Origin of the sequence: Paenibacillus roseus (assembly GCF_016424485.1) — a bacterium.
In the GTDB taxonomy this organism is placed as follows: domain Bacteria; phylum Bacillota; class Bacilli; order Paenibacillales; family Paenibacillaceae; genus Paenibacillus_D; species Paenibacillus_D roseus.
In genome coordinates this window covers 195,817-213,313 of the sequence record NZ_JAELUP010000107.1, presented here as the reverse complement: position 1 = coordinate 213,313, position 17,497 = coordinate 195,817, and the positions used below count along the sequence as shown (strand labels likewise).

General features: G+C 49.4%; 15 protein-coding genes and 1 pseudogene. 13 read left to right on the top strand and 3 right to left on the bottom strand.

Annotated elements, in window-relative coordinates:
• Positions 1–297: 297 nt before the first annotated feature.
• Positions 298–726: a phosphodiester glycosidase family protein gene (locus JFN88_RS24710; RefSeq protein ID WP_199021576.1), complete on the top strand. Its 429-nt coding sequence runs from the start codon at positions 298–300 to the stop codon at positions 724–726.
• A 118-nt stretch (positions 727–844) separates the two neighbouring features.
• On the opposite strand, the gene JFN88_RS22375 is transcribed toward JFN88_RS24710, so the two are convergent.
• Complete coding sequence (locus JFN88_RS22375) at positions 845–1,402, bottom strand: hypothetical protein (protein ID WP_199021557.1); 558 nt, start codon at positions 1,400–1,402, stop codon at positions 845–847.
• 222 nt (positions 1,403–1,624) lie between these two features.
• Between JFN88_RS22375 and JFN88_RS22370 the strand changes: the two are divergent.
• Positions 1,625–1,804 (top strand): annotated as a pseudogene (locus JFN88_RS22370) (IS701 family transposase); the annotation flags it as partial.
• A 289-nt stretch (positions 1,805–2,093) separates the two neighbouring features.
• The gene (locus JFN88_RS22365; RefSeq protein ID WP_199021555.1) at positions 2,094–2,915 is read left to right on the top strand and encodes a phosphodiester glycosidase family protein; all 822 of its coding nucleotides are present in this window, start codon (positions 2,094–2,096) and stop codon (positions 2,913–2,915) included.
• A 54-nt stretch (positions 2,916–2,969) separates the two neighbouring features.
• Here the strand turns inward: JFN88_RS22365 and JFN88_RS22360 are convergent, their stop codons facing one another.
• Complete coding sequence (locus JFN88_RS22360) at positions 2,970–3,530, bottom strand: hypothetical protein (protein WP_199021554.1); 561 nt, start codon at positions 3,528–3,530, stop codon at positions 2,970–2,972.
• 557 nt (positions 3,531–4,087) lie between these two features.
• Here JFN88_RS22360 and JFN88_RS25040 point away from each other — a divergent pair.
• Genes JFN88_RS25040 through JFN88_RS22345 form a run of 3 tightly spaced genes read left to right on the top strand, consistent with a single transcriptional unit; the run spans position 4,088 to position 4,998 of the window.
• Complete coding sequence (locus tag JFN88_RS25040; RefSeq protein ID WP_199021578.1) at positions 4,088–4,678, top strand: hypothetical protein; 591 nt, start codon at positions 4,088–4,090, stop codon at positions 4,676–4,678.
• Positions 4,650–4,766: a YvrJ family protein gene (locus JFN88_RS25035; RefSeq protein WP_332908536.1), complete on the top strand. Its 117-nt coding sequence runs from the start codon at positions 4,650–4,652 to the stop codon at positions 4,764–4,766. The genes JFN88_RS25040 and JFN88_RS25035 overlap by 29 nt, the downstream gene beginning before the upstream one ends.
• Entirely contained in the window at positions 4,753–4,998 is a 246-nt protein-coding gene (locus tag JFN88_RS22345; RefSeq protein ID WP_199021552.1) for a helix-turn-helix domain-containing protein, read from the top strand. Before JFN88_RS25035 ends, JFN88_RS22345 begins: the two co-directional genes overlap by 14 nt.
• Positions 4,999–5,226: 228 nt before the next feature.
• Here JFN88_RS22345 and JFN88_RS22340 read toward each other — a convergent pair whose 3' ends face one another.
• Complete coding sequence (locus tag JFN88_RS22340; protein WP_199021551.1) at positions 5,227–7,038, bottom strand: glycoside hydrolase family 5 protein; 1,812 nt, start codon at positions 7,036–7,038, stop codon at positions 5,227–5,229.
• A gap of 287 nt (positions 7,039–7,325) precedes the next feature.
• Here JFN88_RS22340 and JFN88_RS25030 point away from each other — a divergent pair, with 287 nt between their 5' ends.
• The 7 genes from JFN88_RS25030 to JFN88_RS22305 are packed head-to-tail and all read left to right on the top strand — an operon-like array spanning position 7,326 to position 17,495.
• Positions 7,326–10,325, top strand: a complete 3,000-nt coding sequence (locus JFN88_RS25030) for an extracellular solute-binding protein (protein ID WP_199021550.1) — start codon at positions 7,326–7,328, stop codon at positions 10,323–10,325.
• Complete coding sequence (locus JFN88_RS22330; RefSeq protein ID WP_199021549.1) at positions 10,326–11,297, top strand: carbohydrate ABC transporter permease; 972 nt, start codon at positions 10,326–10,328, stop codon at positions 11,295–11,297. It begins immediately after the preceding gene.
• A 7-nt stretch (positions 11,298–11,304) separates the two neighbouring features.
• Positions 11,305–12,159, top strand: a complete 855-nt coding sequence (locus JFN88_RS22325; protein WP_199021548.1) for a carbohydrate ABC transporter permease — start codon at positions 11,305–11,307, stop codon at positions 12,157–12,159.
• A 13-nt stretch (positions 12,160–12,172) separates the two neighbouring features.
• Positions 12,173–13,663, top strand: a complete 1,491-nt coding sequence (locus JFN88_RS22320) for a hypothetical protein (protein WP_199021547.1) — start codon at positions 12,173–12,175, stop codon at positions 13,661–13,663.
• Positions 13,663–14,277 carry a YIP1 family protein gene (locus JFN88_RS22315; protein ID WP_199021546.1) on the top strand — a complete coding sequence of 205 codons (615 nt, stop codon included), beginning with the start codon at positions 13,663–13,665 and terminating at the stop codon, positions 14,275–14,277. The genes JFN88_RS22320 and JFN88_RS22315 overlap by 1 nt, the downstream gene beginning before the upstream one ends.
• A gap of 51 nt (positions 14,278–14,328) precedes the next feature.
• A complete protein-coding gene (locus JFN88_RS22310) occupies positions 14,329–16,620 on the top strand; it encodes a DUF5696 domain-containing protein (RefSeq protein WP_199021545.1) in 2,292 nt (763 codons plus the stop codon).
• Complete coding sequence (locus tag JFN88_RS22305) at positions 16,617–17,495, top strand: carbohydrate ABC transporter permease (RefSeq protein WP_199021544.1); 879 nt, start codon at positions 16,617–16,619, stop codon at positions 17,493–17,495. The genes JFN88_RS22310 and JFN88_RS22305 overlap by 4 nt, the downstream gene beginning before the upstream one ends.
• Positions 17,496–17,497: the final 2 nt, after the last annotated feature.

The following is a 17,497-nucleotide window of genomic DNA, read 5'->3' as shown; positions in this document are numbered from 1 at the left end:
TGTGCGTAAATAGCGCAAGCACGGTTCTGCGAGGGGGGAGTGTACAATCCTGAAAGGAAAGGCGCTCTTCTACTCTACAACGAATGTAAGGGTGCTACTGTGGAGGGGAACTCCGCCCCATACTTCAGGTACTGGCCAACGCGATCGGGGAAGAAAACGGACAACTGTAACAGCATTTGTCCCCAGTTTTGAACGCGGCCTGTCCATTTACGAAGAACGTCCATGGTGTATCAGAACACACAATTCTAATCAGTACGTTTTTCGTTTCGTTTTCTTCTTAGGGTCGAATTCAAATTAATAATATACCTCGCTTACAAAAAAACGTACACTGACACAGAGTCTGCCCAAGAAACAGCTTATATTAACGATATCGTCGGTCACCCTGAATATGCTAATTCATGGGCAGGTAAAAGTAATTTTGACGGTAGATCTGCCATTGGCTATGGTGCGCTTGGGCCCAGTGGTTCATACAAATCAATTGTTCTAGCTACATTTAAGAACGCCTCTGTATGGGAAGTTAGGCAGTTCATGAAAGGCTTAGGTTGCACTATGGGCGTACATTTTGACGGTGGCGGTTCCTCCCAATTGCGCTATAAACGCCAAATCCAGCCAGGAGGGAGCATTTCCAATGATACTTGGGAACCTGATCCAGAGCCTAACCGTACTGTTTACAACATGGTAAGAGTTAATCCTACAAGCTGGAATGGTGGTAGTGGTTTTTTTTAAGACGATATTATTCGTAAAATGCTGTCTGAAATATCACATTTAGATTGACAGACCTTCTAGAGAAATAAAAAAATGCGCTATCACAAACAGTGACATAGCGCATTTTTTTATTTTATTCTTACCACTGCCACGAATCAGCTATATAAAGTAATTTCCAAACATTATCTTCAAACTGAAACACAAACAATTGCTTATCTGTTTCAATTGCCTCGTAACCATCGATCTTCTCTGTATATTCTACCCAAACAGGTTTAGCACCATCAGGAGGTGTAAGGTCAGGTTTCACCGTGAAATCTAATTTATCGATACTCAAAAACTGCTTTTTAAAATCAACCTTCCCTTTAATCGGATTCATATCTCCTGTAATGAGTGAATTATATGCATCAGTGTCCTTCTCGTATGACGCTTTCACTATGTTATTTAATGTCTTTACAATCCCTAATTCATCGCCTTCATATTTACTTTCATCGATGTACTGAGGCTGTTGATCATTTGTCGTCTCTGTAGGTATTGGATTTTCAGGCGGGCTAGAATCCTTATCAATATGATTAATCGGTAAATCCGATTTTTCTTCACTTGTTGATTGAGTCAAATCCTCAGCTGACTTACATCCTAATAAAATCATAAAGATACAAATTAGGCATAAAAAAACAATCGCAGTTTTGGTCTTCTTCATCACATTTCCTCCTTTGGTTAGATCATTCATTAAATTATGATGTATACAACGTTTTTCATGATTTATGGTATACCAACCTTTTCAAAAATGACAGAAGTATTTATAACTATAAATGAGCAAATTCGCTTCCATTAAACTGTAAAATCGAAAAAAATAGAGACAAGCGCGCTCCTTGTGGTAAAAAGTAGTCACCACAACCCTATCTACCAAGGAGAGTTCGCTATGTCTCATACCGCCATCGTACCCGATCATGCGTCAATTCGCAACCATATCTTGCAGCACCGGCTACCATTATATTTTTCCAAGCCGGTTTTGGCGCATATCGAAACGTATATGGCGGCCGCGACAGCGAAAGGATTTCGCAGCAAGGTAGTGGATCTTGCGGAATACAGTGCTTGTCATATTCATCCAATCTCTACTATTAGAGTTGATAGGGTACTAGTTGTTATTTCTTATACTCGCGACACTGTATATATCATCAGGCAATCATAGAGAGACATTGGAAAGAGTCATCTCGATGATTAGCTTGATAAAATGACATTCCCATGGTGCCTATTGAGGGATACAGTAGGCACAGTGGTATCCCGAATGTCTTCAACAAGAAGAGCGACTTAAGAATTGGCGCTTGAAAAATGAAGGCAGAACATTCATCCGGATGATGTTCTAATAAAATAAACAGGAGTGATTTACAATGACTATCGCTAATACTCATAAAACGACACAGAATGGAAAAGAAGTTCGATACATCATCGCGGATCTTGATTGTGTATCTGTGGTGAAAATTGATGGGAGCGTTGTGAATTCCAACATGTACGGGATCAACGGGACATTCTTTTACGGTTCGTCACTTTTGGGAGTAGCTGTTAATAACAATGCCGCGGTAAGAACCGGCGGTGATCAAACAGCTAATTCTAGTCATGGGCCTGGGCAAACGACCAAACGAGGAGTCCTCTACCATTTTGATCCTGCTGTGAACCTTAGTTTTATGAAAACGCATGTCGTGAAAAAATATAATGACACTACGGATCATAGCGGTAATACTGTAGGCGCTACTGCAAATAATGTGAAATGGGCTATAGGTGGATATAGCTTGCATTTACAAAAAACGTACACTGGCACAGAGTCTGCCCAAGAAACAGCTTATATTAACGATATCGTCGGTAACCCTGAATATGCTAATTCATGGGCAGGTAAAACTAATTTTGACGGTAGATCTGCCATTGGCTATGGTGCGACCGGTCCTAGCGGTTCAAACCGAACAATTGTCCTAGCCACATTTGAGAATGCCTCTGTATGGGAAGTTAGAAAGTTTATGAAAGGCTTAGGTTGTAGTATGGGTGTGCACCTAGATGGTGGCGGCTCTTCCCAATTGCGCTACAAACGTCAAGTTCCAGCTGGCTCCTTCCTGATTGATGATTCTTGGCAACCGGACCCAGATCCCAACGATCCCCGTAAAGTGTACAGTATGGTACGGGTTAACCCTACTACATGGAACAATGGCAGTGGTTTTTAAGATTTAATAAAAATGCGCTTTATCACAATTTGTGATAAAGCGCATTTTTTATTCTTAAAACCGCAAATAATCAGCTACATAAAGTAATTTCCAGGCATCATCTTCGAAAACAAATGTAAACAGCTGCTTGTCTTTTTCTATTCTTCCATAGACCTTCTCTGTATATTCTATCCAAACAGGTATAGCACCCTCAGGAGGTGTAGGTTCGGGTTTCACTGTGAAGTCTAATGTGTCGAAACTTATAAAGTACATTTTAAAACCAGGCCCAGCTTTTTCTCGATTCCCATCTTCTGCAATGATTGAGTTATATGCTTCAACGTCCTTTTCGTATAACGCTTTCTGCATTTTGTTTAATGTCTTGACGATCCCTAATTCATCGCCTTCATATTTACTTTCATCGATGTACTGAGGCTGTTGATCATTTGTCGTCTCTGTAGGTATTGGATTTTCAGACTGGCTAGAACCCTTATCAATACTAACGGAATGATCAATCGGTAAATCCGATTTTTCTTCACTTGTTGATTGAGTCAGATCTTCAGATGACTTACATCCTAATAGAATCGTAAAGATACCAATTAGGACTAAAAAAACAATCGCAGTTTTGGTCTTCTTCATCACATTTCCTCCTTAGGTTAGATCATTCATTAAATTATGATGTATGTATCTGAACCATACTGTAATTCGAAGGGAAGATGAGGTAACCATCATAATAACTCAATGGTTTTTGTCGTAGAGAGCATCTTAGCGCGTTAACATCCCCTCTTTATTAGACGAATTCGAATATGATTTGTTTCAGCGATTCCCACTTTTTTTATAGACTATAAAGATGATTCAGTCGGATATTGATAAAAACACCAGGAGTTGCGAAGACCACATCGTAGAGATGAAGGCAGCCGATAATACGTCGGGCCACGGGTTGAACGGCAATAGAGCTTCAACGCTGGACTTAAATAGGGATTTTACTCTCTTCCGTATAAACGCACACTGTGCCTTATTTGTTTCGTCTATACAACGTTTTTCATGATTTATGGTATACCAACCTTTTCAAAAAGGACAGAAGTATTTATAATAAAATAGGAACATTTGTTCCCTAATAGTTGTACTTTTTGACAGTTATGACACTGTATTAAGTAGGAACCTAAAATGAATTTTATCGAAAGGAATGACTTCTTATGCGAAAAAGTACTCCTTCCCCTCTTTTTGATGTTGAGGTAGCCCTTCAACATCCTGTTCTGCGGGGATTTTGCTCACACCCTGCAAACGTAAATTTGGTTCGCAAATACTTTGACGATACAACTCCAGAAAACCTCGAAAAACTTAATCTTTCGTTTAAAAAACATTTCTTTGCTCTTCGTTTCACCAAATATCTTAATTCACTGATTACCAACGGGAGAATAGATTTCGTCAGAAAAGTTAAACGTTCGGAGGAAAGGGAACTTACCATTTATAATAAACAAATATCGGATGAGGAAGAGGCAGAGATTGGTGAAATACTGTCGTATGTCTACAGTGGTGATGATTTACCGCAGGTTACCGTAGATCCTACTGTTTTTCAAGAGCAGCTAAACAATGAATGCTTGTATGAGGGCTTTTCCAACCTTACTTCCAAACAAAAAATCGTTGTTACACTTGCATACTCAGCGCTTTCAAAGGATAGCGAGATAGCTGTAATGCTTCATGTTACTCAGCAAGCAGTATCTAAAACGAGGAAAGTTGCTCGGTTTCCCCATTGTTGTGACAGGGTATTTGTTGCTTCGCTTTGAAAAAAAGATAGACTCCCTTACAAACACGATGCAGGAGTTCAAGATTGCTTTGATAGGAGAGAGTGATAAAAAAAATGACAAACGATGAACTCTTTGAAACCGTCCAACAAGCACAATACGGTGAACGTCAAGCAATGCAAAAGATTATCGAAGCGTATTACCCCTTGATAAGAAAGCAAACAAGAACATTAGATCCGTCAACCTCTAAAGATTTTGAACAGACGATCATTGAAAAAATAGTACGCGCTGTTCATAACTACGACATAACTTCTCTACCGGACTTCATTACCTTCTGTCAAGCAAACACTCAACCAGAATAAATCCATTGTGATACGGCCGGCTTATGCTTCATCACACATAGTATTTATAAGTAATCTACTTTTCCTCCAAATCATCCAGAAATTCTTCATCAAAAACCTTTTTACACTTAAGACTTCCCCATTTTCTCCTTCGTTCTACTAACTTTACCTTCAATGGATTTTACAAGAACCATGAATTCGGTATCTTCATGGAGAGGGAGCCGGCATTCGCTTTAATTCTACTGATATTCAGCATTTCACCACTTCAATCCAATCAAGCTTCACGCTGCCAACGGCCGCTTCAACATGCAGTTCATGCCGGCCTGTGTGCAGGAGTTGACTCTTAGCGATTTCATAGACAATCCAGGAAGCGGGACTGTCCGCTGCAGCTTCAGGAGCAGTTGTATCCCCGCCATCCGAGTCATCCAAGGCCAATGAGCTGCCGTCAATCCTTGAAGACGCCACTTCATCTTCGGTAGTCTTGCTGCCATTTGAAGGAACAGGGCTGAAGGCAGCCGGGATTTTTCCATCACCAGGTTGCGGAAAGGCCAGGTTTCCGGCATTCGGTGCAGCCTCTCCGAGCGGCTGTCCGTTCAACCTGACGGTCAGCGAGCCGTTGGCATCCTGGAACAGGGCATGTACCCGGATGGAATAGGACTCGTCTGTTTCACTGTATACACGGTAGCGCACCCACTCTCCTTCGTTCAATCGAACAGACAGCTTTTCTTCCTCAATTTGTTGTACGTGGCCGTGGCTGCTGAAGCTAGGCTTTTTGTCGGACTCCCCGTGAACAAACTGAATAAGCAGTCCGTCATGTTGGCGGAATAAGCTGCCTTCAGCGACTTCGCTCACCGCGTAATGGTCAATTCCTGCGCCCTGATTGCCGTAGTATTCAGCCGGGATACGCAGCGGCAGCTTGCGCTGGGCGGAACGCAGCACCTCGGGCGAGTAGAGGCAATTGTCAAACCGGATATTGTCCAGATACTGATCGAGAATCGCTTGCGCCTTCTCCGGCTCAGGCTTCGGCCCTTCACCCTGGGCATAGGCAATAATCAGGTCCCAGTCATCGGGGCGATTGATCGAGCAGGGGGAGTTGCGGTTGTCGAGCTTCTTCCAGGGCCAGAAGTTCCAGGAAATATTGTGGTCCTCGAATAGCCCGAACGCCCCGACGTACCAATTCCAGCAGTTCTCCCCGCCTTCACCCATATAGATTGGCGCGTTCCATTCCTTGCGCTTGTCCAAAAACCGCTGAATGCTTGCGGTATCCACTGCACTCCAATATTTATGGAATTGCAGCATCGTGTTGTCATCGAATTTCTCCGTGAAGATGGACCAGTCATTGGCCCAGTGAACGCCCTCAATGATAATCATGTGGCTGGCGTCCACTTCACGAATGGCCTTCGTAATATCGCGATAGAGCGGCATGACCTGCTCATTATACCGGTTGAACCATTCCGGGAGCGGTTCATTCAGCAGGTCATATCCCCCTACAATCCATTCATCCTTGTAGCGCTCGGCGAGCATTCGCCACAGCCGGATCGTCCGCTCGCGCATTTCCTCTGACTGGAACAGCCCGGGCTGATCCTGCTCGCTGTCATCGATGTTGGCTCCGGTCTGGCCGCCCGGCGCGCCGTGGAGATCCAGAATGACATAGAGCTGATAGTCGCGGCACCATTCGATCAACCGATCAATTCGGCCGATCCTGTCCGCTTTCCATCTGAGCGGCTCATCATCCTCAATAATATGTCTGGAATTAATCGCCAGCCGGACAGAATTCAGGCCTTCTTCCGCCATTTTGCGAATGTCTGCTTCCGTAATGTAATCGTCGTGGAATCGCTTCCAGAATTGTTCAGCGTTCGTTTCTCCAATGAGGTCGCTGATCAGCTTCTCAATCCGCCTTGGGCGATCCGCACCTTTGAAAAACTTCCACATATACCCTTCAGGCAGCATCCAATTGCCAAGTCCGACCCCGCGCAGCAGCAGCGGCTCGCCGTCTCCGTTTACAATCTGCTCCCCATTTGCGCGCAGAAATCCTTGCACACGGCCTTGATCCTTGTACATTCAAATCAGCCCCTCTCCCCGATTGATCATGATAAAAGTTGAACAAATGAAATCCAGGCAGGACCTGCGTATGAAAGGTTCTTCCCTTCTGTTTCTTTTGTTCAACTTAGAATACGATGAGAGCCGCGAAAAAAGCAATCTAAAAATAGGTAAAAATTAGGAATTAAACACTTCAAAACCCAAATGGTTGAAAAAAGACTATAAGCCTAATAAAGTGCGATTCCACGTCCCGGGGCCGCTTGATACAATGTGGAATAATCTAGCCACTAGACAGGGGGAACGTATGCGTGCTTCGCAGAGCTGCAAAAATTTTACGTAACTATATGGTCAGTCTGATTGTGCTTGCCTTGGTTGCCGTTGCTATTCTCTATTGGAACAGCACGCGCGGATTTGATGATCTTGCGATGGCGAGCATACCCGACTATAGTGATGTCGATGAGCGTTCCATACTGGCGGATCAGGACATCAAGAGCAGGCTGGAGCCTTCTTACCTGAAATATATGAGGGCTTTGGAGCAGGAGGGAGCCAAGGATACATCAGGATTCCGACTGTCGGTTCCGTCTATGGAATACGCAGCGAGGAGTGAGGAAGGAACCTCTGTTGCCAGCAGTCTGGACGGATGGACAGGCGATGTGCTCATACTGGATGGCGAGGACAGCTGGGTGGAATACAAGGTGAACGTTCCAGAGGATGGATTTTACCAGTTGGCCATGAGCTATTATGCGCTTGAGGGCAAGCGTTCCGCTATTGTGCGCAATGTCCAGATTGACGGCGAGTTCCCTTTCTTCCAGTCGAAGAAGATGGAATTCCAGCGGATGTGGAGAGAAGCGGGACCGACGACCAAGGATAATCAGGGCAATGAATTCAACCCGCGCCGGGAAGAGGTATTTGGCTGGCAGTACCGCGAGTTCCGCGATGCCGAAGGCAAGGTGTCCGAGCCGTTCCGCTATTATTTGAGCAAAGGGGAGCATACGATCCGCATCAATGCGATGCGGGAGCCGGCAGCAATTGGGGAGCTGGAAGTATTCTCGCCTGTACAAATCCCGAGCTATGAGCAGCTTGTGGCTGAATATGACGAGAAGGGCTATAAGCCCACGAAAGGCCACTTCATCAAGGTGCAGGCGGAAGGCTCCTCATTGCGGTCCGATCCGACACTGCGTCGTGTGGAAGACCGGGAGCCGGCTACAGAGCCGTTAAATTCGAAAGCGATTACATTGAATAGCTTCGGCGGCGATGCATGGCGCAAGGGCGGCCAATGGGCAGAATGGGAATTCGAGGTGCCGGAAAGCGGTCTGTACAATATTGGCGCAAGGTTCGGGGCATGGTTCCTGAACGGAATTCCGATTGAACGCATGGTGATGATTGACGGCAAAGTGCCATTCAAGGAAATGAATCATGCCAAATTCCCGTTCAAGCAAGGCTGGCAGCTTCACAGCCTGACGGATCGGGACGAGGAGTATCTCTTTTATCTGGAGGAAGGCAAGCATACGTTGCGGATGGAGGTGCAGGTCGGATCGCTTGGCGAGGTATTCGAGAATGTGCTGGATACGACGAGCAAAATCTCGCTGCTGTCCAGAGAAATTCTGCAAATTACGGGAACGAACCCGGACCCGAACCGCGACTGGAAGCTTGAGGGAAGCATCCCGAATCTCGTTCCGCGAATCCATCTGATGGCCAGATCGCTGGATGATGCGATGAATAAGCTCTATGACTTTGGCGTGCCGAAGGGTTCATCCGAGGTCAGTACCTTGGGCGAGGCTCGCGATCAGCTGCTTGCAATGGCAGCGAAGACCGATTTGATTCCAAGCCGTCTGGCTTCGCTGACGGATATGCAATCTTCACTCGGACTGTGGGTGAACGGTCTGAGTACGCAAAGCGTAATTATCGATTATTTTGTGATCAAATCGGTCGATCATCCGTGGCCGAAGGCGGAAGCGCCGATCATCAAGCGGTTTGGAACAACAGTCATGGATTTTATGTATTCGTTTACAAAAGACTACAGCGGTATCGGCAATGTCTATGATGACGAAGAAGTGATTGATGTCTGGGTCGCCCGCGGCCGCGATTGGGTACAGATCATCAAGCAGATGGTCGATGAGGACTTCACGCCGGAGAGCGGCATCAAGGTCAATGTCAACGTTATCCCTGCCGGAGCCATGCAACTGCTCCTGCTTGCTCAGACATCAGGCCTTGCGCCTGACGTAGCGCTTGGGGTGGAAGGGGAAGTGCCAATTGACTTCGCGGTTCGCGGCGGATTGGTCGATCTGTCCACATTCAGCGATTACGAGGAAATAGCATCAAGATTCCGGCCGGGCGCTCTCATCCCGTACCGGTATAACGGCGGCAACTTCGCATTGCCGGAGACGCAGAACTTCTCGATGCTGTTCTATCGAACGGACATTATGGAAGAGCTGGGCGTGACGGAAGACCAGATTCCGCAGACTTGGGAAGAAGTCATGAACCTGATCCCGCTGCTGCAGCAAAGCGGAATGGATTTCTTCTACCCGCATGCGCCGAATGCCCCGAACAACGCGGTCAATGAATTTGCCCCGTTCCTGTTCCAGCGCAATGGTGATCTGTATAAGGACGATGGGCGTTATTCCGATCTGGATTCCCATGAAGCGCTGGAAGCAATCAAGATGTGGACCGGACTATATACGAACTACAAGATTGAGAAGCAGGCCGACTTCTACAACCGTTTCCGTACCGGCGAAATGCCGATCGGGGTCGCCGATTATACGACTTATGTCATGCTGTCTACGGCAGCGCCGGAGCTTACGGGATGGTGGAAGATGCAACCGATCCCGGGTCTCAAGCAGTCGGACGGCAAGATTAACCGCTCGACAGGCGGTCTCGGACAGACGGCAGTCATGTTCAACAGCGCGAAAAATAAGGACGCGGCCTGGGAGTTCATGACCTGGTGGACGGGAGCGGACGCGCAGGAGCGGTTCGGCTCCGAGCTGGAATCGCTGCTCGGCGTTGAAGCGAGATGGAATACAGCGAATGTCGAAGCGCTGACGCGCCTGCCTTGGCAATCCGAAGATATCGATGCCGTACTGGAGCAATGGGAATGGTTCCGCGAGCGCGAGGTTGTGCTTGGCGGCTATTATACAACGCGGCATATTGCGAACATCTGGAACGAAATTGTGCTTAACGGGGTAATTCCGCGTGAGGCCATCGAGAACGGTGTCCGTGAAATTAACAAGGAGCTTCGCAAGAAGCGGGAAGAGTTCGGCGATGACTACACTGCCGGCGGCCGCTTAGATACCGGGGGAGGGGCGAAATAGATGAGCAGTACCGCGACAACAAAGACAGTACCGGGGACGGATCGTCCCCTCAGCCCCGGAACGGGCAAGCCGAGCAAGCTGGCGCTCTTGTGGGAGAACATCAAGCGCCACAAGCTATCCTATCTGTTTCTCGCGCCATTTTTGCTGTTATTCACCTTCTTTACGATTATTCCGATTTTCACCTCGATCGGACTCAGCTTCAGCTATTACAACATGATCGAAAGCCCGCGCTTCATCGGGCTGTCCAATTACCGGCTGCTGTTCGTCGATGATGATATTTTCTTGAAGGCGATCGGCATTACGTTTAATTTCGCGATGATTACCGGACCGGTGGGTTATGTGATGGCTTTTATGCTCGCATGGCTCATCAGCCAGGTGCCGGTGAAATACCGCTTTTTCTATACGCTATGCTTTTATACGCCCTCGATTACGAGCGCGACGGCGATGTCGGTTGTATGGCTGTACCTGTTTGCGGGAGACCGCAAAGGGCTGATCAATTATTGGGCGCTCAAGCTCGGTATTATCCAGGAACCGTATCTGTTTTTGCAAAATGTCAATTCAATCGTGCCGGTCATTATTATCGTGTCGCTCTGGATGAGCATGGGGATCGGGTTCCTGGCTTTCCTCGCCGGTCTGCAAAATGTGTCCAAGGAACTGTATGAGGCGGGCGCGATCGACGGCATCAAGTTCAAGCTGCAGGAGCTGTGGTACATTACAATTCCATCCGTAAAGCCGCAGCTGCTGTTCGGCGCGGTGCTCCAGGTCGTATTTTCCCTGCAAGTATTCGATGTCAGTGTCCAACTCGTCGGCATACCGAGTCCGCTCTATGCGGGACATACGATTCTGACGCATTTGTTCGATTACGCCTTTATCAAATTCGAGATGGGATACGCATCGGCCATTGCGGTCGTCCTGTTCATGATCATGCTTGGACTGAATCGTCTTATCTTTAAGTGGCTGGGGAGGGACTGACATCATCATGGTAAAAGGCTTGAGATTCAATTGGGGCAGATCGCTCTTCTACCTGTTGCTGACCGCATTCGGGCTGCTGATGCTCGCCCCCCTTGTATATATGGCGTCCACCGCATTCAAACCGACGGCCGAGCTATTCCTGTTCCCGCCGCGCTTTTTCTTCATCAACCCGACATGGAACAACTTTTATCAGCTCTTGCTGGTTACAGGTTCATCCTTTGTGCCGTTCACGCGCTACATCTTCAACAGCCTGATTGTCACGCTGGGCGTTGTCGGCGGGGGGATTATCGTATCGGCGCTGGCCGCCTATCCGCTCGCCAAGCACAACATGCCGTTTCGCAGCGCGATCTTCAATCTGATCGTCTTCTCGCTGATGTTCTCGCCGATGGTACTGCAAATTCCGCAGTATCTGGTCATCAGCAATGTCGGCCTCATGAATACGTATATCGCCCAGATCATTCCGTATCTGGCTTCGCCGGTGGGGATGTTCCTCATGGTGCAGTTTGCGAAGCAGATCCCCGAGCCGCTGCTGGAGGCGGCCAGAATTGACGGGGCAGGCGAGTGGAAAATCTTCCTCTCTATCGTTATTCCGATGCTGAAGCCGGCGATTGCGACCTTTGCGCTGTTCAGCTTCATCCAGGCGTGGAATGACCCGTACCCGGCGATGGTATACGCCACGCAGGAGGATATGAAATCATTGCCGATCGCCATTCAGACGATCAGCGGCGGAGCGGGAGTGGTCGCCAGGGTGGGCACGTTCGCTGCGGCCAGCTTCCTGATGATTATCCCGACCATATTAGTATTCGTCATTACGCAGCGGATGGTGCTTCAGACGATGGCCCATTCAGGGCTGAAAGAATAGGGGGAGAGGAACGATGCGAGCAAGCTTACCAAGAGCTGTCCTCGTGTGGCTCATTAGTTCAGCGCTTCTCCTCGGCATCCCGGCGGCAGCGTCTGCGAGCAGCCCATACGACGGCTACATCTGGAATTCAAGATCGGATTCCCCGTCGATCAACGGCTATTTGTACAAGGAATCGATTGACGGCTATAATCTGCCGTCAGGTCCGTTCAAAGCGCCGGAGGATATTTACATCAATGACAACAACGCGATCTATGTAGTGGACAGCGGCAATAACCGGATCGTGTTGCTTGACAGCAGCCACCAGTTGGTCCGTGTATACGGGGACGAGGACGGCCCAGGCAAGCTGAATGGTCCCAAAGGCATCTTCGTCAAGAATGACGGCACCGTATATGTAGCCGATACCCAAAATCGCCGGATCGCTATTTTCAACCATGACGGGGTGTTCCAGAAGGAAATCAAGGCGCCTGACAGTCCGCTGCTTGGAGCAAACTTTCTGTTCTCTCCGGCAAAGCTGATTGTCGATAAGCGGGACTACATGATTATCGCGAATGACGGCACAAGCTCGGGACTTTTGCAAATTGATCCTAATGGCGTTTTCAAAGGCTATTTCGGAGCCAATATGGTGGAATTCAGTTGGCAGCGATTCCTGATCAGGTTGTTTGCGACCGACGAGCAGAAAGCGCAATTGGCGGCTGTAAGGCCGCAGGAATTTTCTAATCTGTACCAGGATGAGGAAGGGTTCATCTGGACGACGACGCTCGGCACGGAGTACAACCAGGTCAAACGGCTGAGCGCTGTCGGTGTCGATACGTATAATCCGGACTGGACGCAGGCGCACAACCGGAAGAAGTTCGGCGATGTCTTCTCGTACGGCTCCTTCGATATAGCCTCCTTCGTGGATTTGACGGTGGATGACAAGGGGGTTGTAACGGCGCTGGATCTGTCGACAGGCAAAGCGTTCCAGTACGACAAGGTCAGAAGCCTGCTGTTCGTCTTCGGCGGGCTGGGTACCCAGAACGGCTTGTTTCAGACGCCGGTAGCGATCGACCAGACAAGCGACGGCAACATCTATATCGTTGACAAAACACGCAACAGGATTGACCGCTTTGGCACGACTCCGTTCGGCGATCTGGTGCATGAAGCTTCGTCATTGTTTGTTGACGGGCGGTATCAGGAGGCCAAGGAGCCATGGCGAAAGGTGCTGGAGATCAACAGCAATTATGAACTTGCTTACAGCGGCATCGGCAAGGCGCTGGAGAAGGAAGAGCGGTGGAAGGAAGCGATGGCCTACCACAAGATGGCCCGGGATCAATACAATTATTCACAATCGCTCAAGGAATATCGCAAGGAATGGCTGCGGGAGAATTTTCAGCTTGTGTTCATCAGCATCATTGTGTTGTTTCTCGTACTCCGATTCGGCGTGCCGCTGCTGCGGAAGCAGTGGGGAAAATTGCGGCCCAAGGAATACGCGCAAGGGAACGTTACGGAAAGGAGTGGCTCCTGATGGAACTGCTGAGCAATACGCGCAAGGCGCTGCTGCACCCGCTGGATTTCTTCTATGATATCCAATTCGAAGGCCGCGCCAGGTGGTCTCATGCCGGGATTCTTCTGGCACTGATGGTGATCGTGCATATCCTTCGTATTTCCTTGACCGGGTTCTCCTTCGAGGGGCGGGAATCGTACCAGGTTTCGTTCCTGTTCGAATCATTCTGGATTCTGGTGCCGTGGATGACCTGGTGCATCTCCAACTGGGCCGTGAGCGCAATTCTCGACGGGGAAGGCAAATTCAAGGACATCGTTGTCTCGTCCGCGTATGCACTGCTTCCCTATATCGTATTGTCGGTTCCGTTGGCGCTGGTGTCGCAGGTACTGACGCAAGGGGAGAATACGACCTATTATGGCATTTATACCTTTATCCAGTGCTGGGTCGTCTTCCTGTTCCTGGCCAAAGTGAAGATTCTGCATGATTTCGAGCTGGGAAAAATGATATGGATCATCCTGCTGTCGCTGATCGGCATGCTTGTCATCTGGTTTGTCGGATTCCTCATCTTCGGGCTGGTGAATCAGGCGGTGGAGTTTGTGATCGGAATTGTGAAAGAAGTCCAGTTCCGGCTGTAGGTTAGGCTATACAATTCATCTCCCACGGAGATGCTTGAGGAGGAAGCAAGCTTGAGCAGACATAAAAAATGGATAACCGCCGCCGCTGCCGTGATGGCTCTGATCCTGCTCGCCGTCGTGATCTACGTGACCCGGGATTTGAAGCCGAACACGGTACAGCCGGTAGCGCAGGAAGTAGAGGAAGAGGTCGTGGAGGATTTCGTCCTGCCGACCCAGGCCGACCCGGATGCCGGCCAGGCTGAAGCGCTTGTCGCTGAGAACAGCCGTTACAAGCTGTACGTTAATGAGGAGCTTGGCAATGTGCGTATTGTCGAATCGTCCTCAGGGAAGGAATGGTTCAGCGCGCCTCCCGTGGGCAGCGAAATGCCGTCCAACAACCGGGAATTTGTCCAGGCGCCGGTCCATGTCCGGTTTACCCAGGGAGTCAGCCCCTCCCAGACCTATCCGAAGAAGGAGAAGGCGGCGACGAAGATGGAAAAAATCGACCAGGGCGTCCGCTTCGCCTTTGACTTCGATAATGAGGCGCTTAATTTCGGTTTTGCGGTTGAATACCGGCTGACTGACCAGGGATTCGAAGCGACTATCCCGGACAGCTCGATCTACGAGAACGGGAGGTCCAAGATTACAACGCTGGAGCTGCTGCCGTTCTTCGGGGCGCAGGGCAAACAGGAGCAGGGGGCTGTATTCGTCCCGGACGGCTCCGGCGCGCTCATTCGCTTCAAGGAGGCGCACCCGCAATATTTTGACGGATATTCCGAGTTCGTCTATGGCGGTGACCATGCCTTCAAGAAGCGGGTGAATCAGGATTTTAACGATTTTTATATGCGCAAGCCGAATGTGAAGCAGGATGCTGCGCTGCCGGTATATGGCATCTACCGCGATGGCAGTCAGGGATTTCTCGCTATCATTACGCAAGGCGACTATGACGCAAGAGTCAACGCCACGCTGCCGGGGATGCGGGGCATTGATATGTACCGGGCCTCCGCAGAGTTCATGTACCGCAATGATGACATTATCTTTATCGGCAAATCAGGTGAAATTCCGCTGTTCCAGGGGCAGCGGGTAACCGGAGACCGGACGGTGCGCTATGTGCTGCTGACGGATGACAAGGCCGACTATATCGGCATGGCTCACGCTTACCGCGATTACCTCATCAAGGACCGCCAGGTGCAGCCGGTGAAGCAGGATCAGGTTCCACTTCAGGTCAGACTGTTCGGGGGTGTGCGCCGCGATGAGATTGTCGGCAACACTTATGTGGACATGACGACTTTCAACCAGGCCAAAGCGATTATTGACGCCTTCCTGGAGAAGGGTGTCAAGAGTCTGGAGCTGACCATTGACGGTTGGTCGAAAGACGGGGTGTACGGCAACCAGCCGGGGCATTTCCCGATAGAAGGCAAGCTAGGCGGCAAGAAAGAGCTGACGAGTCTGGCCAGCTATGCCAAGGAGCACGGCATTGACCTGTACTTGAAGGCCAACTATGTGAAGCCTTACGAGGACAGCAGCAAGCTCAAGACATCTCGCGATGCCATCCGCGGCATTGACCGCGAAGTGAGGAAAGTGCCACATTACTATATCAGTACGCGGTTCTCCGACTGGGATCATGTATTTTATCTGCTTAAGCCTGAGCGCGTCTATGACAAGTACGTATCGCGAGAATCGGGTCAATATGCCGAGCTGGGCATTGCAGGCGTTCACCTGCAATATATGGGAGATACGCTCTACTCTGACCATGATCCGAAGAGTCTGACCGACCGGAGTGTGACGGCAGGCGTATGGAAGAAGTCGTTGGGGGATATGAGAAGCAAGGTGGGCAAGACCGCGGTTGATTACGGCTATGCCTATACGCTTGGGCTGGTCGACCGGATCGATAATATTCCGGTATATGCCAGCGATTTCACGTTTGAGGATGGGGCGGTTCCATTCTATCAGATTGCGATTCACGGTCTTGTGCCTTACACGGTCAGTCCGTCCAACCTGCGAGATGATCCGCAGCTCGAATTTTTGCGGGCGCTGGAGTACGGCGCGCTGCCGAGCTACGAGTTGACGTATGAGCCGACGACGAAGCTGGCGCGTTCCATGGTGGAGCGCTTGTACAGCGCCGAGTATTCCACGTGGGTTGACCAGGCGGTTAATGAGTATGAGACCTTCGCCAAGCTCAAGGCGCATGTGAAGGACATGAAGATTGTCAACCATGAGCAGCTGGCAGAGCATGTATTCCGCACCACCTATCAGGATGGCTCTTACGTCATTGTGAACTACGGCGACACGTCCGAACTGATCGGGAAACATACGCTGGCCGCCAGGGATTACGCCATTGTATTGGAAGGAGAGCAACCATGAAGAAAAAACTGCGGCTGACTATCCGGATGCGTACGGTGCTCGAAGCCTACTCCTTCCTCTCGCTTTGGCTGATCGGTTTCGCCATGTTTATGGCGATTCCGCTCGGCAGATCGTTCTATTACGCCTTTAACAAAATGAATGTCACCAAGGAAGGGCTAACCCCGGAATGGACCGGTACGCTGAACTTCCGGCGCGCATTCTCGACGGATGTCAACTTTTTGCCGCTGCTGCAAAACTCCTTCCTGGAGCTGCTCATCCAGGTGCCGCTCATTCTGATCTTCGCCATGTTTGCGGCGCTGCTGCTGAACCGGCCGCTGGTCGGACGCACCTTCTTCCGCGGCGTCTTCTTCCTCCCGGTCATTATCGCATCGGGAGCCGTACTGGCGGAAATTCTGGAGCAGGGCGCGGAGCGGATGCCGCTCTTCACTTCGACGGGGCTGTTCATGACACTGAGCAATGTCATTCCGCCAAACATCCTGGAGCCGCTGCTCAATCTGGCTGATCAATTGACGCTGGTCATGTGGAATTCCGGTGTCCAGATTCTGATTTTTCTCGCGGGACTGCAGACGATTTCCTCATCCCTTTACGAGGCGGCTGATATTGACGGCGCGACAAAATGGGAGAGTTTCTGGAAAATTACTTTCCCCATGATTGCTCCGATGATTCTGGTGAACACACTGTTTACGATTGTCAATTCGTTTACTGCGGCCAATAACCAGATGATGGCCTATATACGTACTGTTGTGTTCAATCAAAATGATTACGGCTATGGCGCTGCGATCGGCTGGATTTATTTCCTCATGATTTTCCTGATTATTGCGTTCGTATTCTGGCTTTTCCGCAAAAACTTGAGCAACACGGAAGGAAGGAGATAGCG